Genomic DNA, 25315 nt, shown 5'->3' with positions numbered 1-25315 from the left:
CGGGCTTTCTTATTTATAATCACTCCCGTAAACTGTTGGCTTCATAGAGAAAAGCAGAACAGCAGAGCAAAAATCTCGCAGCATGCGCAGTTATTGCGAGCGTCTGCACGTACAACGCTACTACTCCCAGAAGGAAATCTTATCCTGGTATATGCTTGCGCTTGCCCTTTCCTGTACTTCCTTCTTCTCTGTTTGATTTTCTGTGAAAGGTGCTTTTTCGTTGATAGTATAGTTGGCTACCTCTGCGGCAAAGGAAAACCCAATCGCCAATGCCAACAATACTTTTGCATATGTTCTGTCTCTGTTATTCATCTTAAATTTTAATCTGTAAGCTATTTCCCCAACAAGCAGGGAAAGCTTTTACGGGAAACGGCGCAGTGATGGTTGCCCCACCTGCAAAGGTTTTGCATATCTACCTGAAAGGAGGTCATTTAGCTTCGGATGTTCCTGTTGCTCACCTGCTCACTCTTTCATACTTTTTGGTCTGAATTCAACTGTCAGAGGTTTCTTGATCCTCGTATACCTAATGGCTCTGATTGTGAAATCCGCTTCAGGCCTAGTTTCGGACAATGCAGTCCGAAACAGCCATACATACAATCTATGCTTATCCCGAAAAGCCTGATAGACCTGTATTATAGCGCATTCACCACCCTTACAGCAGTTCTCCGCAGCATAACGATCGTTCGTTTGCCACTTTTCCGGGAAATCCCGTTACATTTGTAAAGAAGGCAGTATTATTTCCGTAACCTTCAGGAATACCTTAATCATATTTATAATCACAATTATAAACGCATGGCAACCGGATTCTTTAGAGTACCAACTCCTGTTAACGAACCAGTAAAATCTTACGCTCCCGGCTCTCCTGAAAGGGAGGAGCTGCAGCGCACCTATAAAGAACTTAAATCAAAAGAGCTGGATGTACCGATGTACATTGGCGGTGACAGAGTGTTTACAGACAAAAAATCGCCGATGGTGCAGCCGCACGACCACCAGCACATTCTGGGGCACTTTAGCGAAGGTGATGCCACGCATGTGGAACAAGCCATCAATGCCGCCCTTGCCGCTCACGACATGTGGTCTAATATGGCATGGGAACACCGCGCCAGCATTTTCCTGAAAGCCGCTGAGCTTTTAGCAGGACCATGGAGAGCGCGTTTGAACGCAGCAACCATGCTGGGCCAGTCGAAGAATGCTTACCAGGCTGAGATTGACTCTGCCTGTGAACTAATAGACTTTCTGCGCTTTAACGTGCAGTTCGCGACTGATATTTACCGCATGCAGCCGGAGTCGTCTCCGGGGGTTTGGAATCGTATGGAGCACCGGCCACTGGAGGGCTTTGTGTTCGCCCTTACGCCGTTCAACTTCACCGCCATTGCAGGTAACCTCCCTACTTCCGTAGCCATGATGGGCAACGTAGTGGTATGGAAGCCAGCGTATACCCAAATATATGCCGCGCACATGATCATGGAGCTGCTGCAGGAAGCTGGTTTGCCGGACGGAGTAATCAATCTGGTGTATGTAGATGGCCCTGTAGCTGGCGATGTTATTTTCAATCACGCTGACTTTGCCGGAATTCACTTTACAGGCAGCACCGGCGTTTTCCAGAATATCTGGAAGACCATTGGCAACAACATACACAAGTACAAAGCTTACCCGCGCATTGTGGGTGAAACCGGTGGCAAGGACTTTATACTTGCTCATAAAACAGCTGATGCCAAGCGACTGGCAACGGCTATTACACGTGGTGCCTTCGAGTACCAGGGCCAGAAATGCTCTGCTGCCTCCCGCGCTTATGTTCCGAGTAACCTCTGGGACGAGGTGAGAGAGTACGTGGTAGAAGACGTGAAGTCATTTAAGATGGGGCCTCCGGAAGACTTCTCTAACTTCATCAACGCCGTAATCGACGAGAAGTCCTTTGATAAAATAGCGAAGTACATCGACAACGCGAAGGAAAGCAACGAGGTGGAGATCATCGCGGGTGGTAACTACGATAAGTCAAAAGGTTATTTCATTGAGCCAACTGTACTGCTGTCGCACAACCCGACTTACATAACCATGTGCGAGGAGATTTTCGGGCCGGTTATCTCGATCTATGTGTATGACGAGGACAACTTTGAAGATACTGTGGAGCTGGTAAATGCTACTTCGCCTTACGCCCTCACAGGAGCCATCTTCAGCAAAGACCGCTATACCATTGAGTATGCTTCTAAAAAACTTAGTCATTCAGCCGGTAACTTCTACATCAACGACAAGCCAACCGGCGCCGTGGTGGGGCAGCAGCCATTCGGTGGCTCACGCGCCTCCGGTACCAACGACAAGGCCGGTTCTATGCTGAACCTGTTGCGCTGGGTATCAAGCCGTTCCATTAAAGAAACGCTTAATGCCCCGACAGATTACCGTTACCCGTTCCTGGGAGACGATAAATAAGCGCTAGTAGCTTAAACTATAACAGCGGCCATGTTCTGAGAGGAGCATGGCCGCTTTGTTTTCAAGGTACGGGGGCTACTGTTAGCCAGCCTTTTGGCTGCCGTACGCTCACCTGAACTTTTGCATCATCTACTATAGATTTATGCTTTTGATTGTTGGCTATTTATACCTAATTTTGTCTCTTCATTAAAAAAAGGACTACCGCATTATGGAATTAGCTGTGGATCAGTATGTACCGTCAGATTATCTTCCGATTATAATTCAGTTTGCAGCTGCACTGGGCTTTGTGATTTTTGCGCTTACGCTGACGCACATGCTCGGTCCGAAGCGAGACAGTGAAGTAAAAGGCAAGGCCTGGGAAAGTGGTATTGAGTCTGTTGGCGATGCCCGCACACCTATCTCTTACAAATACTTCATGACAGCCATCCTGTTTGTACTTTTTGATGTGGAGATAATCTTCCTTTACCCATGGGCGGTGAACTTCAGAAGCTTCGGAATGGAGGGATTTTTGCAGATGCTCGTGTTTATGGGCCTGCTGCTGGCAGGTTTCTTCTACGTGATCAAAAAAGGCATCCTGAAGTGGGAATAGGAATAAACTTTTAAGAGCAGGTTTGTGTTTCTTTGATACACAAACCTATGCCTTTAAGGTAAAAACAAACTATTTACATGAGCGAATCAAATAACAACAATATAAATTTAGTGGATGCGCCGGATGGTGCATCAGGTGCTGGTTTCTTTGCCACCTCTTTTGAGAAAGTGATTGGCCTGGCGCGCAAGAACTCGCTGTGGCCTTTGCCATTTGCCACTTCTTGCTGTGGTATTGAGTACATGGCTACCATGGGCTCTCACTACGACATTTCCCGCTTTGGTTCAGAGCGTCCAAGCTTCTCTCCCCGCCAGGCAGACATCCTGATGGTGATGGGTACGATTTCAAAAAAGATGGGCCCTGTTGTGAAGCAGGTGTATGAGCAGATGGCAGAGCCGCGTTGGGTGATGGCCGTTGGTGCCTGTGCCACTTCCGGCGGTATATTCGATACTTACTCTGTATTGCAGGGTATCGACCGGATAGTACCGGTGGATGTATACGTGCCTGGATGCCCGCCCCGCCCGGAGCAGATTCTGGATGGCTTGATGCGCGTACAGGACTTAGCTGCAAACGAATCACTGCGCCGTCGCAACTCGCCGGAGTATCAGGCACTATTAGCCTCTTATGACATTAAATAAGCAAATGGAGCTTACGAACGAAAACGTACTCGGTAAAATCATTAGCAAGTTTGGGGAAGATAACATTCTGGGCGCTTACAGTCCGGATGGCATCATGACGTTCACCACCAACCGCGAAACCATTATCGAGCTGATCCAATACCTGCACGACGATGAGGAATTGCAGATAAGCTTCCTAACGACGATGTGCGGCATCCATTACCCGGACCAGAAAGACAAAGAACTGTGCGTGATGTACCAGTTGCACAGCCTGCGTCATAACTATCGCCTTCGCATTAAGGTGTTCATGCCGGCCTCAGACCCTACTATGCCTACACTGACGAAAGTGTATTCTGCCTCCAATTGGATGGAGCGGGAGACGTTTGACTTCTACGGCATCAACTTCTTGGGCCACCCGAACATGACCCGGATCCTGAACATTGAGGAGATGGAATACCATCCGTTGCTGAAGCAGTACCCGCTGGAGGACCAGACAAGGCACGATAAAATTGATACCTATTTCGGACGTTAAGCCAAATTAGCTGTAGGGCCCCTAAGTTACTTTTAAGGCGCTCTACAGCACATAACAAAGGATATACATAATGGCTACTGAAAATAAAAACGCTGAGCTCACCGAACTGGAGCAGTTCCGTAAAGACCACGGACTTGCCCTGAAGGAGGAACGGCCGCTTACTACGCTGAACCTGGGCCCAACACACCCGGCAACGCATGGTATTTTCCAGAACATCCTTCAGATGGACGGTGAGAAGATAATGGACGCTGTTCCAACAATCGGTTACATTCACCGTGCCTTCGAGAAAATAGCAGAACGCCGGCCGTTCTACCAGATCACGCCGCTGACCGACCGCCTGAACTACTGCTCCTCCCCTATCAACAATATGGGCTACCATATGACGGTGGAGAAGCTGTTGGGTATTACCGTACCAAAGCGTGCGCAGTACATCCGGGTGATCATGATGGAGTTGGCCCGTATCTCGGACCATCTTATCTGTAACTCCATCCTGGGTGTGGACTCCGGCGCCTTTACAGGCTTCCTGTACGTGATGCAGGAGCGGGAGCACATATACGACATTTACGAGGAAGTATGCGGTGCCCGTCTGACGACGAACATGGGCCGCATCGGGGGCATGGAGCGTGACCTTTCACCAAAGGCCCTGCACCTGATTGAGGAGTTCCTGAAGCGCTTCCCAAAAGTGTGGGCAGAGTTTGAGAAAATGCTGACGCGTAACCGAATCTTCATTGACAGAACAACTGATGTGGGTGCTATATCGGCTGAACGTGCATTGAATTATGGCTTTACCGGCCCTAACCTGCGCGCTGCGGGTGTAGACTACGATGTGCGCGTGATGAATCCATACTCTTCTTATGAGGACTTTGAGTTCGAAATACCGGTAGGCTCTAAAGGTGATACCTACGACCGCTTCCTTGTTCGGAACGAGGAAGTGTGGCAGAGCTTAAAGATAATTGAGCAGGCCTACAAAAACCTCCCGGAGGGCTCTTACCATGCCGATGCACCACACTATTACCTTCCTCCTAAAAAGGACGTCTACACCAGCATGGAAGCTTTAATCTACCATTTTAAAATTGTGATGGGAGAGACAGATATTCCGGTTGGTGAAGTGTACCATAGCGTGGAGGGTGGAAACGGAGAGTTAGGTTTCTACCTGCTCAGCGACGGTGGCCGCACACCTTACAGATTGCACTTCCGCAGACCATGCTTTATTTACTACCAGGCTTATACAGAGATGATTATTGGCGGCCAGCTGGCTGACGCCATTCTGACGCTGAGCAGCCTGAACGTAATTGCTGGCGAGCTGGACGCATAAACAACTAATAATTACCATTCAACATTGATCAACGCTAACTGATCAATGACAAAGAAAGATGGCAGAGACTATAAACGAAGTAAAGTTTTCTGATGCGGCCATGGCCGAGATCCAGCGCTACATCAGCCATTACCCTGAAGGTCGCCAGAAGTCTGCCCTGCTGCCTATCCTGCACATTGCGCAGGCTGAGTTCGGCGGCTGGGTAGGCCCGGATGTTATGGACAAGATCGCTGAAATCCTTGACATACAACCCATTGAGGTATACGAAGTGGCTACTTTCTACACCATGTTCAACCTTAAGCCGGTTGGCAAGCACGTGCTGGAAGTATGCCGTACAGGCCCTTGCTGCCTGCGTGGCGCTGATGAGCTGATTGACACATTGAAGCGCAAGCTGAACATTGAGGAAGGCGAAACCTCGGCAGATGGTATGTTTACGCTGAAGCCGGTAGAATGTCTTGCTTCCTGCGGAACAGGCCCCATGCTGCAGGTGCGCGAACTGTTCTACGAAAACCTAGACTCAGAGGAGCGCGTGGACGAGTTCTTGGCAATGATGCGCCAGAAAGAGCACGAAGTACCAACCTGGGCGCAGTAATTCTGACAAAAGAAAACTTGACAAAAGAACAAGGACGAAGGAAAAAAGACTAGTAATGTAATGCGCCGTTGTTGGTGTTTTCACCAACAACTAAAACTTCAGAGGCTGAATTGCTTGCTGGTGAAAACACCAGCAAGGGCGTAAGAACAAGGTCAGTTATCCTTTGTAAGAAAATCTTTTATAAATAAATGAACAACCAGCAATGTGCCCTCAAAAGCCACTGCTAAGAGATAATCCTGCTAAATGGGACTTAAGATATTAACCGAACATATAAACGTACCCGGCATTGAAACGCTGGAGGTATATCGTAAGCATGGCGGCTACAAATCTGTAGAGAAAGCCCTGAAAACGATGTCTCCGGAAGAGGTGGTGGAAGAGGTAAAGACATCAGGCCTGCGTGGTCGTGGTGGTGCAGGCTTCCCTGCGGGTATGAAGTGGAGCTTTCTGGCTAAGCCGGAAGGCGTTCCACGTTATTTAGTTTGCAATGCTGACGAATCAGAGCCAGGTACCTTCAAAGACCGCTGGTATATGGAGAAAAACCCGCACGGGCTGATTGAAGGCATGATCACCTCCAGCTACGCGCTGGGTGCAAACACTTCCTACATCTACATCCGCGGTGAACTGATGTTTATCCTGCGCATCCTGGAGAAAGCGATTGCAGAGGCATACGCTGCCGGTTTGCTGGGCAAGAACATCCTGGGCTCAGGCTACGACCTGGACCTGCATGTTGCGCCGGGTGGTGGTGCCTATATCTGCGGTGAGGAAACTGCCCTGCTGGAATCATTGGAAGGCAAGCGTGGTAACCCGCGTAACAAGCCTCCGTTCCCGGCGGTAAAAGGCCTTTTCCAGAGCCCTACTGTTGTAAACAACGTGGAAACGATTTCTTCTGTGCCATGGATAGTGAACAATGGTGGTGCAGAGTATGCCAAAGTAGGTATCGGACGAAGCACAGGCACGAAGCTAATTTCAGCCAGCGGTAACATCAACAACCCTGGTGTATATGAGATTGAGCTGGGTGTGCCGGTAGAGGAGTTTATTTATTCTGACGAGTACTGTGGTGGTATCTGGAAAGGCAGACAGTTGAAGGCTGTGGTGCCGGGTGGTTCTTCAGTGCCAATCCTGCCTGCAAACCTGATCCTGAAAACAGCCGCCGGTGAAAATCGCCTGATGACCTATGAATCCTTGTCTGACGGTGGTTTTGTGACCGGCTCTATGATGGGTTCCGGTGCCTTTATTGTATTCGATGATCAGCAGTGTATCGTGCGTAACACTTGGAACTACTCCCGCTTCTATCACCACGAGTCATGTGGCCAGTGTAGCCCATGCCGTGAAGGTACAGGTTGGATGGAGAAGGTGCTGCACCGCATCGAGTATGGCCACGGCCATCAGCAGGATATAGACTTGTTGGTAAGTGTTGCCAAGCAGATTGAAGGAAACACCATCTGCCCGTTAGGTGATGCCGCCGCATGGCCTGTTGCCGCTGCTATTCGTCATTTCCGTGATGAGTTTGAGTGGCACATTAGATACCCGAAGGAGGCGACAGCACCAGGTGCGGTTTACCGTGGCCAGCTGGACGCAGTAACAGCTTAACAAGAAACAGACTTTAGCTCTGTAATGGGCTATTAATTATAAACTGTTTGTTGCTTTTCTTCACAGCAAGAAGGGCAACTAAAAAGAACAAGGAACTTATAAATGGCTAAAGTAACGATTGACGGCATTGAGATAGAGGTAGAAGATGGAACTACCATTCTGCAAGCCGCAAGAAAAATCGGTGGCAAAATAGTGCCGCCTGCCATGTGTTATTATGGTCCGTTAAAGGGCAGTGGCGGCAAGTGCCGCGTGTGCCTGGTAAAAGTAACACAGGGCTCTGCTAAAGACACCCGCCCTATGCCTAAACTGGTTGCCTCGTGCATTACGCAGGTGCAGGATGGCATGGTGGTAGAAAATACGACTAACGAGGAAGTCCTGAATGCCCGCAAGAGCATCGTAGAAATGCTGCTGATCAACCACCCGCTGGATTGCCCTATCTGCGACCAGGCTGGTGAGTGTAGCCTGCAGGACCTTTCTTACGAGCATGGTGTGAGCGCACAGCGCTATGAGGAAGAGCGACGCTCCTTCAATAAAGTAGATCTGGGTCCATTCATCCAGCTGCACATGACGCGCTGCATCCTGTGTTACCGCTGTGTGTATACTGCTGACCAGATTACGGAGAAGCGTGTGCACGGGGTACTAGGACGTGGCGATGCAGCTGAAATCGGAACATACATCGAGAACATAATCGACAACGACTTCTCTGGTAACGTGATTGACGTATGCCCGGTAGGAGCGCTTACAGATAAAACGTGGCGCTTCAAGAACCGTGTGTGGTTCACAAAGCCGCTCGATGCGCACCGCGACTGCCCTACCTGCTCCGGAAAAGTAACGCTCTGGACACGTGGCGAGGAAGTTTTGCGTGTAACAGCCCGCAAAGACCAATATAATGAGGTAGAGGAGTTTATATGCAACACCTGCCGTTTCGACAAGAAAGAGACAAAAGACTGGACCATTGAAGGCCCGCGCCATATCGACCGTTCTTCTGTTATTTCGGCAAACCATTATGAGTTGCCGGTCCTGAACGTGCCGATTGTACCAAACTTACCAGTTTCCACTAAGAAAAACCTGCCCCAGGAGTAACATATGGAGTCAGTAGAACTAATATATAAAGGAATTTACATCCTGGTGATATTCGGTATCACCCTGTTAATAGCAACTTATTCCACCTACTTTGAGCGTAAGATAGCGGCCTTTATCCAGGACCGTGTAGGTCCGAACCGTGCAGGCCCTGCTGGTTTGCTTCAGCCATTGGCCGACGCAGGTAAACTGTTCTTCAAAGAAGATTTCATACCTGCCAAGTCAAACAAGGCGCTGTTTGTTATCGGCCCTGGTATTGCCATGCTTGTGGCTACCATGTCTAGCGCAGTAATACCGTTTGGCGATATGCTGATTGTAGGTGGACGCGAGGTGTTTCTGCAGGCGATAGAAGTAAACATCGGGGTGCTTTATATATTTGGTGTCGTGTCGCTGGGTGTTTATGGACTGATGATCGGTGGCTGGGCTTCCAACAACAAGTTCTCTTTGTTAGGAGCCATACGTGCTGCATCGCAGAACATCTCCTACGAATTGGCTATGGGTCTTTCCCTTATTGCAGTGCTGATGCTGAGCGGCTCTTTGTCGCTTCGCGAGATTGCGGCGCAGCAGGCTGGCTTTAACTGGAACATCTGGTATCAGCCGCTGGGTTTCATCATCTTTCTGGTATGTGCCTTTGCTGAGACTAATCGTACGCCCTTCGACTTACCTGAAAGTGAGGCCGAATTGATTGGCGGTTACCACACAGAGTACGGCTCTATGAAACTGGGTATGTACCTGTTTGCGGAGTATATCAATATCTTTGTGGCATCTGCTGTAATGGCAACGCTGTACTTTGGTGCCTATAACTTCCCATTCATGTTTGAGTTGGAAGTCTGGTTAGCCGATGTAACAGAAAGCGTGGTAACGGCTAACAACATCGTTACCCTGCTGGGTGTAGCTGTGATGTTTGCTAAGATATTCCTGTTCATCTTCTTCTTTATGTGGGTACGATGGACTCTTCCACGCTTCCGCTACGACCAACTGATGAAGCTGGGCTGGCAGATCCTGATTCCGCTTGCGATACTGAACATTGTTCTGACAGGCGGTGGCATTCTGCTGAAAGACTACTTATTTTAAATATAGTACCGAAATTGAATGTTGTCAACAGTCTCTCTGTTAAAAGATGATTCATACTACGACAACTACAAGCTGAAACAAATGGAACCACTAACAAATAGAAGGAAGAACGTAGAGCAGCTGCCGATGACGTTCGCTGAACGCGCATATCTGCCTGCTATTGCTCAGGGACTTGGCATCACCCTCAAGCACTTCTTCAAAAAGAAAGCAACGATACAGTACCCGGAGCAGACGCGTGAACGCAGTGAAGTATGGCGTGGCCTGCACGTGCTGAAGCGCGACGAGAAAGGCGCAGAACGCTGCACCGCCTGCGGACTATGCGCAGTGGCTTGTCCTGCCGAAGCCATCACCATGACATCCGGTGAGCGTAAGGCTGGCGAAGAGCATCTGTACCGCGAAGAAAAGTATGCTGTAACCTATGAGGTGAACATGCTGCGCTGCATTTTCTGCGGACTGTGCGAAGAAGCCTGCCCGAAAGCGGCTATTTTCCTGCAGGACGACAAACTGGCTCCTGCCCGCTTTGAGCGCGATGAATTCATTTATGGCAAAGACCGCCTGGTAGAGCCATTAAAAACCACTGAAACAAAATAACCTGATGACTGAGAGCCTGTTTTTCTTTCTTGCTTCGCTGACACTGCTTTGCGCCCTGATGGTGGTGATTTCAAAGAACCCGGTACATAGTGTATTGTTCCTGATTATTACGTTCTTTACCATCTCCGGACACTATATCCTACTTAATGCGCAGTTCCTGGCCGCTGTAAACATCATTGTGTACGCCGGCGCTATTATGGTTCTGTTCCTCTTCGTTATCATGTTCCTGAACATGAACAAAGAGACAGAGCAAAAAGTAAAAACCTCTACCTTAAGCAAAATAGCAGGCACAATAGCCGGTGGTTTGCTTTTCGTGGTGATGATAGCCGCCTTAAAAGACACGGAGATAGCAGGCTACAACGCAGAAACCTATAACTCACAGATTGGTATGGTGGAAAGCCTGGGAGTAGTCCTGTTCACAGAGTACCTGCTTCCTTTTGAATTAGCCTCCGTACTTTTCCTGGTAGCCATGGTGGGCGCTGTGATGTTAGGAAAGAAAGAAACGGGAGAACAGCATTTCTAATAAAATATCAAGTATAACCAAAAGAGCCAGCGCAGTAAAAGCGCTGGCTCTTTTGGTTTAGACTCTGTACTGTCCAGTAACTAAACGCCTTCTATCTTTAGCTTATTCATCCTCCACCTCCAACTGCACCTCCACAAGTTCTGAGCCACCTAAGTCATCATCGAACACGACCACAGCACTATAGTTTTTACCTTCACCAGTCTTCACTACCAAGGACTCTGCTTTACCTATGTATACAGAGCCATCTTCGTTCATCAGTTGCACCGTAGGCACCTGCAGCGGGCTAGCAGGGTTCGTGGCGTAGGGCAAAGCGTTCAGGTCTATCATCCCAACGATACTCCCCAGTACCTCTCCATCCTCTATAGCATTAGGTGCGCTTTCAACAGAAGCCGTAAAAAACAGCCGATCATCTAGCGCATAGGCACCAGAAAAGCCTGCCACAAACGCGTCTATCTTTGGGAGCGCAAAATGATAAACTGCAGCTGCCGGAATATCGCCGTTGTTCATCAGAAAGCTCTTGAAATCATCTGTATCAAAGCGGAACAGCACATTGGCACCTGCTCCTATGGCTCGCTGCATCAGATAAGTATAGGTTTGGTCGATGGCCAGCCCCTCCAGGTTCAACTCTCCGTCAGCTGCAAGGCCCAGCACCTTTTTCAGAAAAGTATAAAAGCGGCTAAAATCCACCTCCTGCACCTCCATTCCCTTTGTGATGTTCACCAGAAAACCACGGTTACGGGCAGGGCTGGCGCCGGAGCCAAGTATCAGCAGCATGTCTTTTCTGCCATACGTGAAGTGCGCCATGCTTTCCAAGTCTGCCTTCAGGGCTTTCGGTATGCGGCCAGATTCAAATTCTTTGGTGTCGAACAGGGGGTACTGCTTTACCATGTTGTACTGCGCATCGAGCTGGTACAGGAACGGAGAGTCATCCCCCACCACATAGTAACTGTTTCCGACAAGCTCTATTCCGGAGGCAGAAGGTAACTGCTGGTAAGAGCGCTTTTCCTGAACGCGGGCTGTTAATTGGATATTTTTCATACTGGCTTCGGCATTTACCACCCGTGAGACAGATGGTGGTTCAGATTTACAGGCGGAGAGCGCCAGGATAGTAAGTGTAAAACAAAGTACCTTTTTTACATTCATAGTTTATTCAGTCTGCGTCACCCTTAGCTACGGAAACATGGCGCAAAAGTATGGTGCCTGGTACTAAACTGAACAAAGTCAGGTTTGTTTTAGCTTGAAACGGTCCAAAGGGCTACGTGTCAGGGTCAAAGAAGATTGGCATTATGTTATGTTAATTTAAAAAATGGGGATAACTTTGCGACTTGATTTTAAGAGGTCATCTAATCAATAATACGTTCAGGCTCACAGATAATGAACCAAATACCTGAGGTTATCAGAACCATTCCACTTGAATATTACCTGTTCTTTAGCACAGCACTTTTTGCCATCGGAGTAATCGGGGTACTTACACGCCGGAATGCCATCGTGATTTTTATGTGTGTAGAGCTGATGCTTAACGCCGTCAACCTCCTGCTTACAGCCTTGTCGGCTTACCGCGCTGATGCCTCGGCACAAGTGTTTGTATTCTTTATTATGGCGGTGGCAGCGGCAGAAGTATGCGTTGGCCTGGCCATTATCGTGATGACATACCGAAATATCCGCTCCACAGACGTGCAGCTGCTGAATTACCTGAAGTGGTAAAACGCTTTATTTTCGATTCTGAAAAGCTTAAAAAATACATATACAGATGCAAGAGATTGTAATGCCGAGTAACAACCAAGCCATGGCACTGCTCTGTCTGCTTGTTCCGGTGCTGCCTTTGCTGGGCTTTATCCTGAACGGTTTAGGCAACAGGAAACTGGGCAACGGACTGGTTTCACTGATAGGATGCGGTACCGTACTGGCCGCTTTCCTCATTTCCATCTACCTCTTCCTTGACTTTACCGCCAATGGCAGCCGCGCCTACATGGTAAATTATTATGAGTGGATATCTGTGGGCAACCTGCGCATCAGCTTCTCCTTCCTCATCGACCAGCTCACGCTGTTTATGATGCTGATGGTGACAGGTATCGGTTTCTTCATTCACCTGTACTCAGCAGGTTACATGAGCCACGACGAGAACTTCGGCAAGTTCTTCTCCTTCATTAACCTGTTCATGTTCTCGATGCTGCTGCTGGTGATGGGCTCAAACTACGTGCTGATGTTTGTGGGCTGGGAAGGTGTGGGCCTTTGCTCTTACCTGCTGATAGGCTTCTGGAACAAGAACATCAACTATAACAATGCCGCCAAGAAAGCCTTTGTGATGAACCGCATCGGTGACCTAGGCTTCCTGCTGGGCATCTTCCTGATTTTCATGACCTTTGATAGCGTAAGCTATCCACTGGTGTTTATACAGGCAGCCCAATATGCAGGCGGTGTAGATTCAGCCGTGATGATTACGATTACCCTGCTGCTGTTCGTAGGTGCTATGGGTAAGAGTGCGCAGCTTCCGCTGTTTACCTGGTTACCGGATGCGATGGCGGGTCCTACGCCGGTTTCAGCCCTGATACACGCTGCTACCATGGTGACGGCAGGTATATACATGGTGGTTCGTTCGAATGTACTGTACGCGCTGGCTCCTACTACGCTGGAAATAATTGCCGTGGTTGGTGTAGCTACTGCTGTGCTGGCTGCTACCATTGGCCTGGCGCAAAACGACATCAAGAAAGTACTGGCTTACTCTACCGTATCGCAGCTTGGCTATATGTTCCTGGCGCTGGGTGTGATGGCCTTCTCTTCTTCTTTATTTCATGTGCTCACACACGCCTTCTTCAAGGCGCTGCTGTTCCTGGGTGCTGGTTCTGTGATTCATGCCATGAGCAATGAGCAGGACATACGTAACATGGGTGGCCTGCGCAAGTACCTGCCTATCACGTTTATTACTTTCCTGATTGGTACGCTGGCCATTGCCGGTATTCCGCCGTTTGCTGGTTTCTTCTCTAAAGATGAGCTGCTGGCGCACGTGTATGAGCACAGCAAGCTGATGTGGGGACTGGGTATGCTGGCTTCCTTTATGACCTCTTTCTACATGTTCCGCTTGGTGTTCCTGACTTTCTTCGGAACGTTCCGGGGAACAGCAGAGCAGAAAAGCCACCTGCACGAATCACCTGCCTCTATGACGATTCCGCTGATTGTACTGGCGGTGCTTTCTACGGTTGGTGGTTTCCTGGGTATACCAGAAGTGTTTGGCGCAGAACATGTGCTGGGTAACTACCTCGCCCCGCTCTACAACTTTGCCCGCCTTGCCAATCCGGCGGCCCTCGAAGCGCCACAGATTGACCATGCAACAGAATATATGCTGATGGGGCTTTCTGTAGGTGTTGCTGTGATAGCTGCCATCATCGCCTACGTGATGTACGTGAGCAAAAAGACAGTGCCAGCGAAGGAAGACGAGCGCCTGGGCCCGGTACACAACCTGGTTTACCACAAGTACTACATCGACGAGCTTTATAATACCATCATTGTGCGTCCGGTAATGTGGTTATCTTCTTTCTTCCACCGTGTGGTGGACATGCTGTTGGTTGACGGCGTGGTAAACGGCTTCGGCAAGTTTGTGACAGGTAGCGGCCGCACGCTGCGCTATGCACAAAGCGGGGTAATTGGTTTTTATGTGCTCGTGATGGTGTTCAGCATTGTGCTGATTCTATTTTTAAACTTCTTTATCGGATAGGTTCTTCTAAGATGATACTTACAGCTTTAATACTTTTCTGGCCTGCTTTAGCTGCACTGCTGGTGTTGCTCCTGAAAGGACAAGCTGCCAGAACAGTGGCTTTTGGGGCGGCACTTATTGAGTTTGCCCTTGCGCTGGTTGCGTTAGCAAGCTTCAATACGGCGAGCGGCAACATTCAAATGTCTCTGTCCTTTCCGTGGATTGAGAGCGCCGGCATCGGTTTTATCATTGGTATGGATGGCATCAGCCTTCTGATGGTGCTGCTGACTACATTCCTCGTGCCGCTCATTATTCTTTCTTCTTTCAAACACGAGTACAGAAACCCGAACGCCTTTTACGCCCTCATCCTGTTCATGCAAACTGGTTTGATTGGCGTTTTCGTGGCGCTAGATGCGTTCCTGTTTTACTTCTTCTGGGAAGTAGCCCTGATTCCGATATACTTTATAGCCGCCATCTGGGGTGGTGCCAGAAGAATTCCGGTTACCTTTAAGTTCTTTGTGTACACCATCTTCGGCTCGCTGTTTATGCTGGCTGCCTTTGTGTACCTCTACCTGCAAACGCCAGGCAACCACTCTTCTGATTTATTTTCCTTCTACAACCTGAACCTCTCAAGCGAATCACAAAGCTGGATCTTCTGGTTCCTGTTTATCGCTTTCGCTATTAAAATGCCGGTGTTCCCGTTCCATACCTGGCAACCGGACACCTACACGGAGTCACCGACACAGGCTACCATGCTGCTCTCCGGTATTATGCTGAAGATGGGTATTTACGGCGTGCTGCGCTGGTTATTGCCTGTAGTACCGAATGGTGTGAGCCAGTGGGCGGAGCTGGTGCTGGTGCTGTCTATCATTGGTATTGTGTACGCCTCTTTTATCGCCATTCGCCAGCGTGACCTGAAGCGCCTGATTGCCTACTCTTCGATTGCACACGTTGGCCTTATTGCAGCCGGTATCTTTACTCTGAATGAGCAAGGTTTGCAGGGCGGCGTCATCCAGATGCTGAGCCACGGTATTAACGTAGTTGGCTTGTTCTTTATCATCGACATTATCTTCAGCCGCACCAATACAAGAGAGATTACGAGCCTGGGTGGTATTACCCAAACTACTCCTGTCCTCTCCATCTTCTTTATGATTCTGTTGCTGGGCTCTATCGCCCTTCCTCTCACAAACGGCTTCGTGGGCGAATTCCTGCTGCTATCTGGTGTGTTCCAGTACAATGGCTGGTTTGGCGCAGTGGCTGGCTTAACTATCATACTTGGTGCAGTGTACATGCTGCGCATGTTCCAGGGGGTGATGTTCGGGCCGAAGTCTCCGGCAACAGAGATATTCGCAGACCTGACGATGAACGAGAAAGCAGTGCTGATTCCACTGGTAGTTATGGTATTCTGGATTGGTTTGTTCCCGAACATGTTCCTGAGCATCTCAGAACCAGCCGTAAGCAACCTGCTAAACATCATTAACCGCTAGTAAGCGCAAGATTAGAAAAAGAAATTTACAGGAAACTCGACGACATGGCTTCGATCATACTTCTCTCCATCTTCGGTGTCCTTAACCTCTTTATAGGTTTTGCGAACTCAAAGAAGATTTTGCTTCCGCTGGCGCTGCTGTTTCTGGCGGTGGTGTTTGGTGTCAACCTGTTTAGCTGGAACGACACCCAGAGCTATTTCAACAACATGCTCACCATCGACAACTATGCGGTGGCATTTACGGGCATCATGGTCCTGACAACATTGCTGCTGCTGCCATTCTCGCAGCGTTACGTGGATACAAAAGACGATAATTTAGCTGAATTTTACTCTTTGCTGTTGTTCTCGCTGGTAGGCGCTGTTATGATGGTGAGTTATGAGAACATGCTGATGCTGTTTGTAGGCATCGAAATTCTTTCCATTGCCATGTACGTGCTGGCGGGTAGCGATAAAAAGAGCCTCCGTTCCAACGAGGCAGCCCTGAAGTACTTCCTGATGGGCGCTTTCTTCACCGGCATTCTGCTGTTTGGCATCGTGTTGATATATGGCGCGACCGGCACGTTCAACATCACGGAAATCGGAGCAGCCCAGGCAGCTACCGATGGTGTAATGAGCGCCATGTTCCTGTTGGGCCTGCTGATGGTGATTATTGGTATCTCCTTTAAAATATCAGCTGCTCCTTTCCACTTCTGGACACCAGACGTGTATGACGGGTCTCCTACCTTCTTCACGTCGTTTATGTCTACTGTGGTGAAAACAGCAGGTGTAGCAGCTTTCTTCAAACTAATGGCAGCTGCTTTCGCAGCATCGTACGCTACTTGGTTTCCAACACTGATCGCCATCACTACGCTGACCTTGGTAGTAGGTAACATAGGCGCAGCGGTGCAGACAAGTGTAAAGCGCATGCTGGCTTACTCCAGTATTTCGCATGCCGGTTACCTGCTGATGGCACTGGTGGCCTTCAACGAGCACTCTGACTCTTCTATCCTGTTTTACTCCCTGGCCTACTCTACTGCAACTGTAGCTGCCTTTGGTGTGCTGAACATGGTAAAGACGCAACGTGGCGGTGAAATATATGAAGCCTTCAACGGCTTGGGTAAAACGAACCCGCTGCTGGCTTTCACTATGACGGTTTCAATGTGCTCTTTGGCAGGTATACCACTTACAGCCGGTTTCTTTGCCAAATTCTTTGTATTTGCCGCTGTGTTGCAGGACACGAACCAAGTGTGGCTGGTGGTAGTAGCCGTGCTTTTAGCTGCGGTAGGTATCTATTATTACTTCCGGGTAGTGATAGCCATGTACATGCACCCGGCAGAGAACCTGGAGCGACTGGAGGTAAGCAGCTTCTCTACTTTTATGCTCATCTTCATCACAGTGCTGACTATTCTTCTTGGTATAGCGCCAGCACTTGTCAGCGATATCCTCTAAGACTTATTTTTATTCAAAAGCAAAAGCGGTTGCTCCAGATGGGGCAGCCGCTTTTGCTTTTATAAAGTTGATTTCCTTCTGTTCAATCCTCTAGCTAAAGACTGCGACATTCGCCGGAGCCGAGCGAAGGCATAGGTGTGCTTTACCAGAACTTACCCACCTCTATCCTCATACTGCGTAACATCAGTAAGGAGCACAATATTTTACACTCAAAAGAAGCCAGGTTATGAAAAAGGTATTAACTATAACACTCGTGGCATACGCTTTAGCTGCATTTACAGCCTGTGGAAATGAGGAAGATGACAGGACGACAGAACAGGTAGAAGCGGGTACGGAAATAGAAATAGATACAGCCATCACACAGGATCCGGATACCACTACCTACCATGACATGGCGTTGTAGTACTTCTTCAGGAGTTAAAGCCATAGGAGGAATAGGAAAGCAGGTTGGATTATACTTCCGTGATAAAAATAAAAGCCCTCTCCCCTGGCTGAAGTTTTATCTTCTTGCTGCCGAGGGAGAGGGCTTTTTGAATCTTACGCAACCTTCTTGTTACAACTCTCTTATCCAGATGTTGCGGAAACTGATGGGCTCACTCTTATCACCATGCGCCTGTAGCTTGATAGGTGCTGGACCGTGCGACTTATAAGACGGCTTCCCGATATACTGCGTTGGCCCCTGCAGCTCCACATTGTTCTGAACAAGCACGCCGTTCAGCAGAACAGTTACACGCGCAGGAGTTTCTACAGAACCATCCGCTTTGAAGGTAGGTGCCTTCCAGAAAATATCATAGCTCTGCCATTCGCCGGGCTTTTTAGTAGGGTTTGCTAACGGCACATACTGCTTATAAATACTACCAGCCATACCGTTTACATAGGTTTTGTTGTTATAGGAGTCCAGTACCTGCAGTTCGTAGCCAGCATCGCCTTTGCCTGTGGAGGCCAGGAAAATACCACTGTTGCCCCGCGACTGTCCCTCCAGGTTAATGTTCTCCGGAATCAGGTACTCCAGGTGAAGCTGGTAATCTGTGAACTCTTTTTTAGTTTCGATGTTTCCCGTTGCTTTGTTCACGGTTATCACACCATCTGACACCTTCCATTGTGCCGGCTTGCTCCGATCCTGGGTGCTTACCCATTGGTCCAGGTTTTTCCCGTCAAACAAGATGGTTGCATCTGATGGTGCCTCAATGCGCACCTCGCCTGGCTGTACCTTCTTAGGTACTGGTTCCCAAACTTCGGTATCTTCTGGTTTTGCTTTTTGCTGTGCCTGTGCCATAAAAAAACTACCCGCTAGCAGGGCTGTCAATACAACTTTGTTATTCATCTTTCTTTTGATAATTAGTTATATGTCTATAGTTCTCTAAACTGATTACCTGCTAATACCTAACCTAATTTATTCCGGTTTTATACGTCCCGTTCAAAAGTCACGCACTCCCGCAGTTCTTTTTCTGTATAAGCCAGGTTGTGCTCTCTTAAAACCTCCGCTGGTACTCCATTCCACTGGTTTGGACGATTGCCCATATAGCCAATATCCTTTACGCCCATTTCGGAGGTAAAGAAGCCGGTGGCAGTCAGGTTACGCATCAGGCTAAAGAAAGCCACTCCTTTTTTCATTTCCGGAGCTGCTCTTTCAGGGTAAGCTATGGCGTCCACAATGTTTAGCTGCTGTCTTTCCTGAAGTTCGCGGAAAGGCTTTTCGAAACGGTTCAGAGACTCGATATCTAGCCACTTGAGGCCATTGCGCATAGGCGTCTGGAACTCCGGCTTATCTTTCACAATAAACTCTATAAAGTCAGGTACGCCGGCATCTGTTGCGCTGCCACTCACGTCGTCCGCCGGAATTATAATATCAGACAGCACCGCTATCGTTGCCATCTCCTGCTCCGTAAAGAAGTTCTTTGACGTGATTAATTTTAAACGTTCTATCTCTTCGGGCATGCGGCCATCTCCCGGAGAGGACTCTGGCGCCTCTAATACCTGCGCAACATGCTCCTCTTTTTTGGTGTCGCAGGACTCCAGAAGAAGCGCTGAAGAAACGGTACCGACCACAATGGCTTTGAGTGATTCTCTTCTATCCATAAGATGCTGCTTAGATATTTTGCCTTTTCATTTCATCCACAATGTACTCAGATGCCCGCATAGACAGCGCCATGATGGTCCAGGTGATGTTCTTATCACCCTGCGACACAAACTGACCGCCATCTACGCAGAACAGGTTCTTGCAGTCGTGTGCCTGGCTCCATTTGTTCAATACCGACTTCTTTGGGTCATTGCCCATCCGCACAGTACCTGCTTCATGTATAATTTTACCAGGTGCTGCAAGGCCCCAGTTATTATGCGGCCCTGCATCGCCACCTGAAGTGATAATGGCACCCATCTCATGCAGAATCTCCTTGAATGTCTGGTTCATGTGTTTCGCCTGGTTAATCTCGTAATCAGAATACTTCACATTGAACCGCAACACCGGAATGCCATACTTGTCAACCACATTGGGGTCTATTTCGCAGTAGTTGCTCTCAAACGCTATCGCTTCTCCCCTACCAGCCATCCCGACACCAGCGCCATACATGAAACGATAGTCTTCTTTGAGGGATTTACCGTAGCCGCCCGCCTCCTTGGTGCTGCCATTCACCTGGAGTTTACCATTCAGGCTTTCGATACCCCAGCCAAAACCGTAAGCCGGCTGCTGCATACCACCCCAGTATTCTATATGATATCCCCGCGGGAAGTCCAGCTTCTTATTATCCAGCCACCAGGGCGAGTACACATGCATTCCTCCCACACCATCTTCGTTGTAGCGCTTGCGGCCCATCAGTTCGGGCAACACGCCACTTACCGATGCTCCAGTAGAGTCATGCAGGTATTTCCCTACAACATCGCTAGAGTTGGCTAAGCCATTCGGGTGGCGCCGGGAAACAGAATTAAGCAACAGGCGCGCGCTTTCACAGGCACTTGCGGCCAATATCACCACTCTTCCGTTTACCTGGTAGTCCAGCATGTCATCCTTATTCACATAAGACACACCCGTTGCCAAGCCCTCTGAGTTGGTGGTTACTTCACGCGCCATAGCGTTCGGCACCACATCCACGTTTCCGGTGGCCACGGCAGGCTTTACCAAGCAGGAGCCAGAGGAGAAATCAGCGTATACTTTACAGCTACGGCCGCACTGGGCGCAGTAAAAACACTGCCCGCGCTCGTCGTTAATTTTTTTGGTGAGGATAGACAGACGGGAAGGAATGACAGGAACGCCAATACCATTGGCTGCTTTCTTTATTTTCAGCTCGTGCAGGCGCGGCAGGGGCGGCGGCAGGAAAATACCGTCCGGCTCATTCTCCAGCCCTTCGTTGGTGCCGAATACACCGACTAGTCTGTCTAGCTTATCATAGTAGGGTTTTACGTCTTCATAACCAATCGGCCAGTCTTCCCCCAAGCCGTCAATGCTTCTGTGCTTGAAGTCTTTTGGTCCGAAGCGAAGCGATATTCTGCCCCAGTGGTTGGTTCTGCCGCCCAACATGCGCGCGCGCCACCAGTCCCATTCGGTTCCTTCGGCCTTGGTGTAAGGTTCTCCGTCTATTTCCCAACCCCAGTAGCAGCCGTCAAAATCGCCAAAAGGCCGGAACTTGGTGCTCGCGCCTCTCCTCGGCGAGTCCCAAGGGTTCTTCAGTTGTGCGGAGTCGGTGGCAGGGTCATACATAGGGCCAGCTTCGAGCAGGCATACTTTCAGGCCGGCATTAGCGAGTACGTATGCAGCCATGCCACCACCGGCGCCAGAGCCAACTATAACAGCATCGTATTGCTTTGGCTCTTCTTTGATTTGGAAATCTGCCATAAACAGGGTGTGAATCGAGGGTTAAAGGATAAGCGATATCAAGTGCTATGGTTTTAAATATTACCGCCTCTTCTGTCAGATTAGCCACTTGCTACTGCTATGATACACATTTAGTGTGTGAAGTGCAACGGATTATTTGTTATTTCCTACAAGCTAAATCTCTCTTTACTTTCTTCGCTCTATTCATTCTTTACTCGGTTTCTTAGTAGCTGCCCTCGTTTGAAGGTAATTCTTCAGTATTAGCTGGCACCTAAAAAAGCATTAAATAGCAATGTTCAACTTGAGCCTAAGAGTTCTGATCTTTGGGCTTACCTACCGTAGTTGTGGCTTATCCAGTGACTCATGAACAGCCTTTTCCATCGTTTGCTACGTGCGCTCCACTCCCGCGGGGGCGCGTTTTCCTGTTCAGCGCTGTGTAGCTGAACCTGCCCTCGCTCCGCTGCGGGCTGCTGAGCAAGCTCAGCACCGGAACATCTACAAGGCGCCTCTCAGAAAAACTGGAATCGTTTTTCCTTCGAACTGACAAAACTTGTATAGCCGAGTAATCAGATATTTTAGCTGGAGTGTAATACTTTAAGTTAATTTAGAGCGGGAGCCGATACGGAGAGTGCTACTTCTTTTCCCGATTCATATCGTTTAGCAGGCGTACTGTCATGTAACCTAAACCTATTACGACAATACTGATTGCTGCCCACATTATAGTTTTTGATACAGGGCGTTTGGGCTGTTTTCCATCATCTGCAGCGCTGATGTTTGTAACTGAAAGCACAGGGAGATCATCCGGGATGCTGTCACGAAAAAACTGCAGGTCATATTCGGGCGTGGTAGCAGCTTTGTTGCAAAAACGTAAGGTGTAGTCCTCATTGGGTTGAAGGTCGGCGATGAGGTAGTGGTTGATTTGCAGGACTTTTATGCCTGCTATCTTCAAAGGCTGGTTGTCTTCGTTTTCTATAATGAGCGTCAGTTCCTGCACCTGTTGCCGGGGCAATTCAATAGTGGCTGGTTCAGTAGAACTGATAGTAAAAAATTTCCGCACCGCTTGCGGTTTGTCAGGCCTCCGCTTCTTCCTGTTCTCAACAGCAGGCTTCCCCAGAATTACCTGGCCCTTCCGGAGGTATAAGTCAGGAGAACTAATTTGAAGCTCCAGTTTCTCCGGGTAAGTGGGCTGTGTAAACTGCAGGTTGATGAAAGTCTGTTTTGTGGCAGCGCTGTCGGTGCGGGTAAAGTTTAGTACGGGAATGGCTGTATAACCTTCTCCTTTCCGCAGCAGGTAGGGAATTTCCTGCTGCGCTGCGTTGTACACCCTGATGTCTGCCAGGTCAGGGCGCAGGCGGCCTGTTACCTCAGGCAGAAGCAGAATACTGTGGTAGCCATCCTGCGCAGGGGCTGGTATAGTAGCGCGCCACTCGTAGCTTTGCTGCGCCCTTGCTACCGTGCAGCTTAAGCACAGGAGTAAGAGCAGGAGTTTAGCCTGCATCAGTGGCCGTTTTATCAGTGAGCGAATCATCCTCCAGAATTAAGTTTTTCAGCTTCTGATACATGAAAGACACTACCAGCAGCAGCACACCCAGGCAGATAAATGCCGCAATCTTGCCTCCCTCTGAAATGCCGCGTATGTCGAACAGGAACAGCTTGAGCAGCGTCAGGAAAAACAAGGTGAGCGATATCACGCGCAGCGTCTTCACCTTATGCCTCATCCCGACCATCATCAGCACAAAGGAGCTAAGGCCCCAGAGTATCGGGAAACCAATTTTGCGTATCTGGGAGAGTTGCGCCTCAAGCGGCAGATCTCGCTGATAAAAACTTAACAGCGACAGGTGCTCCAGTTCGGCACTCGCCAGAAAGACCACTACAAAGCTGGAAAACCATAGGCTGAATTTCCCCAATTTATGCGTAAAACCGTACTGTTGCCACACCACCCGCAGAAACAGCACCACTACTAGCAGCACCAGCAGCAACGGCAGGTAGTGCCACCATAAATCTGCTTTAGCATCAGCAGCACCCTGTAAGTAGGCGTTGCGGCTTTCAACCACAATCGGGTGCAGCACTAACAGGTACATAACAGCACCAAAGGCAGCCACTACCGCCGCTCCCTTTTTAATTTCTGTGTTCGGCTGGCCAATGGCCCAGAGCATCAGCCCCAACAGGTAAACATAGTTGTAGGAGGCCAGTATGCATGCGCGTGTGCCATAGGTGGCGGTAGAATAGATGAGCTGGTAGTGCAGTTCAAAGAGCAGCACCAGGTACAGCGTAGCAAATAGAGCGGTTTTAACTATTGCCTTGTATGTACCGGCATTCAGCATTGTCACCATTATATTTTCCTGTTCCTGCTTCAACAGCCGGTTTGTAGCCGCCAGGGCTGCCACTACCACCATACCTGTGATAAAGATTTTGTTGAAGATGACAGGCAACTCCAAGGCAACTGCCACATCTGTGAACGAATAGATTCGCCAGTCGATGATAAGGCTGAGGAACATAAGCACCAGCACAGCTACGGAAGCAACCCGTATGAGCCCTATACGGGACTTCTGCGACAGCCAGATCAGCAGCACTGCCTCCAGCGCCCAGAACAGCGTGATGTAGTTTCCTTCCAGCTGCACCGGCGCTGCCAGGCTCAGAAAGGTGAGCACCAGCCCTATGAGCAGGTACACCAGGTTGCGGTCTGTTGTCCGGTTCTGGTACAGCAGGTAAGCAAATACAAAGTTAAATACCGCCAGCACCACAGTGAACAGGCCTTTATAAGCGCCATCAGCCACATGATGCAGTATAAACATACCAGCGGCATAATAAAAGAACGTGTTGCTGAGCAGCATCATGAACTCCGGACCTGTAAAGCGGCGCTGCTCTTTTAAGTTGTTGATGATGTTCATACCGAAGAACACCAGGTAAAACAGCGTCGCGAACACCAGCGCTCCGATGTAGGGCGGCTCTGCCACACCCACCACACGCGTGCCGAGCCAGCCTCCGTAGAGGATGACTGTAAAGATGTAAGCAATGATGTTGAGCAGGTTCCACTTCTTGAAATAAGCCAGCACCAGTATGCCCAGGTTCAGTATCAGCACAAAAGTGAAGAGCACGGTATAGTTGCCCTCTCCCGTACTCACCATAAACGGGCTGCCAAAGCCTCCTATCAGGGCCAGCACCGCCAGTTCCAGGCGGTTATAAGCCATCGACAGGAAAATAGTGAAGCCTGTGATGCCGACCATAAGGATAAAAGCCACGGTCTGGCTGAAAAGCGCATACTCATGAAAGGCAATGGCGATAGTGAAATATAAAATAGCCAGTCCGCCGCCAATCAGCACAGAGCTGAACGCCTGGTACGATTTCCGGAGCCGGTGTGCGATGCCCAGCAACAGGCCACCTGCCAGTATACCTATGGCTACCCTGCCTACCTCATTTATCCATTCCTGGTCTATGGCGTATTTCACAAAAAAGCCGATGCCGAGCACGAGTATGGCAATGCCTAATTTATTGATGAGGTTTTCGCCTATAAACTTCTCCCAATCCGGGTTGCGCTGGAAGAAGGATGGTGCAGGAGCCTTCCCATACACCGGAGCCTCTTCCGGAGGAGCCTGAAAGGCAGCGACAGGTTCGGGTCTCGGAGCGAATCCTGGCTCAGGTGTATAATGTGGCTGTTCAGGCGCAGCAGGTTCTGGAACAGGAGGGGCCTGTACAGGAGGTGGCGTAGGGCGGAGCCTCTGTTTTACTTCTTCTACACTTTCTTTGGTAACTTCAGGCCTGGCCACGGCAGGACCTGCTGCTTTGGGAGGTTGCTTTTCCAGTTGCTCCCGCAGATGGTGTATTTCTTCCCTCAGGTTTTGTAGCTCCATGCTATTGTCTCTTAGCCTGTCAGAATGCCTGTTGGCAAACCAAAGGACTAATACTATCAAGAGCAGGAGCAGCGTAACTTCCATGTTTGTTTAAGCTTGGCGTACTTAATATTACAAATATTAA

At 49.2% G+C, this 25315-nt stretch carries 23 protein-coding genes; 16 read left to right on the top strand and 7 right to left on the bottom strand.

The window, feature by feature from the left end:
* Nucleotides 1–120 precede the first annotated feature (120 nt).
* Complete coding sequence (locus tag ACFS7Z_RS23125) at nt 121–312, bottom strand: hypothetical protein (protein WP_377490285.1); 192 nt, start codon at nt 310–312, stop codon at nt 121–123.
* A 480-nt stretch (nt 313–792) separates the two neighbouring features.
* On the opposite strand from ACFS7Z_RS23125, the gene pruA reads away from it, so the two are divergent.
* The 11 genes from pruA (at nt 793) to ACFS7Z_RS23070 (ending at nt 10927) form a co-directional block, all read left to right on the top strand.
* Nucleotides 793–2427: an L-glutamate gamma-semialdehyde dehydrogenase gene (pruA, locus tag ACFS7Z_RS23120; protein WP_377490282.1), complete on the top strand. Its 1635-nt coding sequence runs from the start codon at nt 793–795 to the stop codon at nt 2425–2427.
* A gap of 208 nt (nt 2428–2635) precedes the next feature.
* Nucleotides 2636–3016 carry an NADH-quinone oxidoreductase subunit A gene (locus ACFS7Z_RS23115; RefSeq protein WP_377490279.1) on the top strand — a complete coding sequence of 127 codons (381 nt, stop codon included), beginning with the start codon at nt 2636–2638 and terminating at the stop codon, nt 3014–3016.
* A gap of 77 nt (nt 3017–3093) precedes the next feature.
* Entirely contained in the window at nt 3094–3651 is a 558-nt protein-coding gene (locus ACFS7Z_RS23110; RefSeq protein WP_377490276.1) for an NADH-quinone oxidoreductase subunit B, read from the top strand.
* A complete protein-coding gene (locus tag ACFS7Z_RS23105) occupies nt 3638–4162 on the top strand; it encodes an NADH-quinone oxidoreductase subunit C (protein ID WP_377490273.1) in 525 nt (174 codons plus the stop codon). The genes ACFS7Z_RS23110 and ACFS7Z_RS23105 overlap by 14 nt, the downstream gene beginning before the upstream one ends.
* A 70-nt stretch (nt 4163–4232) precedes the next feature.
* Entirely contained in the window at nt 4233–5477 is a 1245-nt protein-coding gene (nuoD, locus tag ACFS7Z_RS23100; RefSeq protein WP_377490270.1) for an NADH dehydrogenase (quinone) subunit D, read from the top strand.
* Between the two features lie 58 nt (nt 5478–5535).
* Nucleotides 5536–6069, top strand: coding sequence for an NADH-quinone oxidoreductase subunit NuoE family protein (locus tag ACFS7Z_RS23095; protein WP_377490267.1), 534 nt, complete (start codon nt 5536–5538; stop codon nt 6067–6069).
* A gap of 243 nt (nt 6070–6312) precedes the next feature.
* Nucleotides 6313–7659 (top strand): NADH-quinone oxidoreductase subunit NuoF, encoded by a 1347-nt coding sequence (nuoF, locus tag ACFS7Z_RS23090; protein WP_377490264.1) that lies wholly within the window; start codon nt 6313–6315, stop codon nt 7657–7659.
* 102 nt (nt 7660–7761) lie between these two features.
* Complete coding sequence (locus ACFS7Z_RS23085; protein ID WP_377490261.1) at nt 7762–8742, top strand: 2Fe-2S iron-sulfur cluster-binding protein; 981 nt, start codon at nt 7762–7764, stop codon at nt 8740–8742.
* A gap of 3 nt (nt 8743–8745) precedes the next feature.
* Nucleotides 8746–9813 carry an NADH-quinone oxidoreductase subunit NuoH gene (nuoH, locus tag ACFS7Z_RS23080; protein WP_377490258.1) on the top strand — a complete coding sequence of 356 codons (1068 nt, stop codon included), beginning with the start codon at nt 8746–8748 and terminating at the stop codon, nt 9811–9813.
* An 81-nt stretch (nt 9814–9894) separates the two neighbouring features.
* Nucleotides 9895–10404, top strand: a complete 510-nt coding sequence (locus tag ACFS7Z_RS23075; protein WP_377490255.1) for a NuoI/complex I 23 kDa subunit family protein — start codon at nt 9895–9897, stop codon at nt 10402–10404.
* Nucleotides 10405–10408: 4 nt separating this feature from the next.
* The gene (locus ACFS7Z_RS23070; RefSeq protein ID WP_377490252.1) at nt 10409–10927 is read left to right on the top strand and encodes an NADH-quinone oxidoreductase subunit J family protein; all 519 of its coding nucleotides are present in this window, start codon (nt 10409–10411) and stop codon (nt 10925–10927) included.
* A 102-nt stretch (nt 10928–11029) separates the two neighbouring features.
* Here ACFS7Z_RS23070 and ACFS7Z_RS23065 read toward each other — a convergent pair whose 3' ends face one another.
* Nucleotides 11030–12070 carry a DUF6929 family protein gene (locus ACFS7Z_RS23065; protein ID WP_377490249.1) on the bottom strand — a complete coding sequence of 347 codons (1041 nt, stop codon included), beginning with the start codon at nt 12068–12070 and terminating at the stop codon, nt 11030–11032.
* Nucleotides 12071–12301: 231 nt separating this feature from the next.
* Here ACFS7Z_RS23065 and nuoK point away from each other — a divergent pair, with 231 nt between their 5' ends.
* The 5 genes from nuoK to ACFS7Z_RS23040 all read left to right on the top strand — a co-directional run bounded on the left by nuoK (nt 12302) and on the right by ACFS7Z_RS23040 (nt 17935).
* A complete protein-coding gene (gene nuoK, locus ACFS7Z_RS23060; RefSeq protein ID WP_241641895.1) occupies nt 12302–12631 on the top strand; it encodes an NADH-quinone oxidoreductase subunit NuoK in 330 nt (109 codons plus the stop codon).
* A 46-nt stretch (nt 12632–12677) separates the two neighbouring features.
* Entirely contained in the window at nt 12678–14639 is a 1962-nt protein-coding gene (nuoL, locus tag ACFS7Z_RS23055; protein ID WP_377490246.1) for an NADH-quinone oxidoreductase subunit L, read from the top strand.
* A gap of 14 nt (nt 14640–14653) precedes the next feature.
* On the top strand, nt 14654–16105 hold the full coding sequence (locus ACFS7Z_RS23050; RefSeq protein WP_377490366.1) for a complex I subunit 4 family protein: 1452 nt from the start codon (nt 14654–14656) through the stop codon (nt 16103–16105).
* Between the two features lie 44 nt (nt 16106–16149).
* On the top strand, nt 16150–17532 hold the full coding sequence (locus tag ACFS7Z_RS23045; protein WP_377490243.1) for an NADH-quinone oxidoreductase subunit N: 1383 nt from the start codon (nt 16150–16152) through the stop codon (nt 17530–17532).
* Nucleotides 17533–17758: 226 nt separating this feature from the next.
* On the top strand, nt 17759–17935 hold the full coding sequence (locus ACFS7Z_RS23040; protein WP_377490240.1) for a hypothetical protein: 177 nt from the start codon (nt 17759–17761) through the stop codon (nt 17933–17935).
* A gap of 150 nt (nt 17936–18085) precedes the next feature.
* Here ACFS7Z_RS23040 and ACFS7Z_RS23035 read toward each other — a convergent pair whose 3' ends face one another.
* The 5 genes from ACFS7Z_RS23035 to ACFS7Z_RS23015 form a co-directional block, all read right to left on the bottom strand.
* Nucleotides 18086–18856, bottom strand: coding sequence for a 3-keto-disaccharide hydrolase (locus ACFS7Z_RS23035; protein ID WP_377490237.1), 771 nt, complete (start codon nt 18854–18856; stop codon nt 18086–18088).
* 80 nt (nt 18857–18936) lie between these two features.
* The gene (locus ACFS7Z_RS23030; RefSeq protein ID WP_377490234.1) at nt 18937–19611 is read right to left on the bottom strand and encodes a gluconate 2-dehydrogenase subunit 3 family protein; all 675 of its coding nucleotides are present in this window, start codon (nt 19609–19611) and stop codon (nt 18937–18939) included.
* Nucleotides 19612–19621: 10 nt separating this feature from the next.
* Entirely contained in the window at nt 19622–21361 is a 1740-nt protein-coding gene (locus tag ACFS7Z_RS23025; protein WP_377490231.1) for a GMC oxidoreductase, read from the bottom strand.
* Nucleotides 21362–21971: 610 nt separating this feature from the next.
* Nucleotides 21972–22838: a hypothetical protein gene (locus tag ACFS7Z_RS23020; RefSeq protein ID WP_377490228.1), complete on the bottom strand. Its 867-nt coding sequence runs from the start codon at nt 22836–22838 to the stop codon at nt 21972–21974.
* Nucleotides 22828–25275, bottom strand: coding sequence for a DUF2339 domain-containing protein (locus ACFS7Z_RS23015; RefSeq protein WP_377490225.1), 2448 nt, complete (start codon nt 25273–25275; stop codon nt 22828–22830). Before ACFS7Z_RS23015 ends, ACFS7Z_RS23020 begins: the two co-directional genes overlap by 11 nt.
* Nucleotides 25276–25315 lie beyond the last annotated feature (40 nt).

Origin of the sequence: Pontibacter toksunensis, from assembly GCF_042686245.1 — a bacterium.
GTDB lineage: Bacteria > Bacteroidota > Bacteroidia > Cytophagales > Hymenobacteraceae > Pontibacter > Pontibacter toksunensis.
Note: the sequence above shows the minus strand (reverse complement) of the source record. Positions and strands in the feature narration are given on the sequence as shown.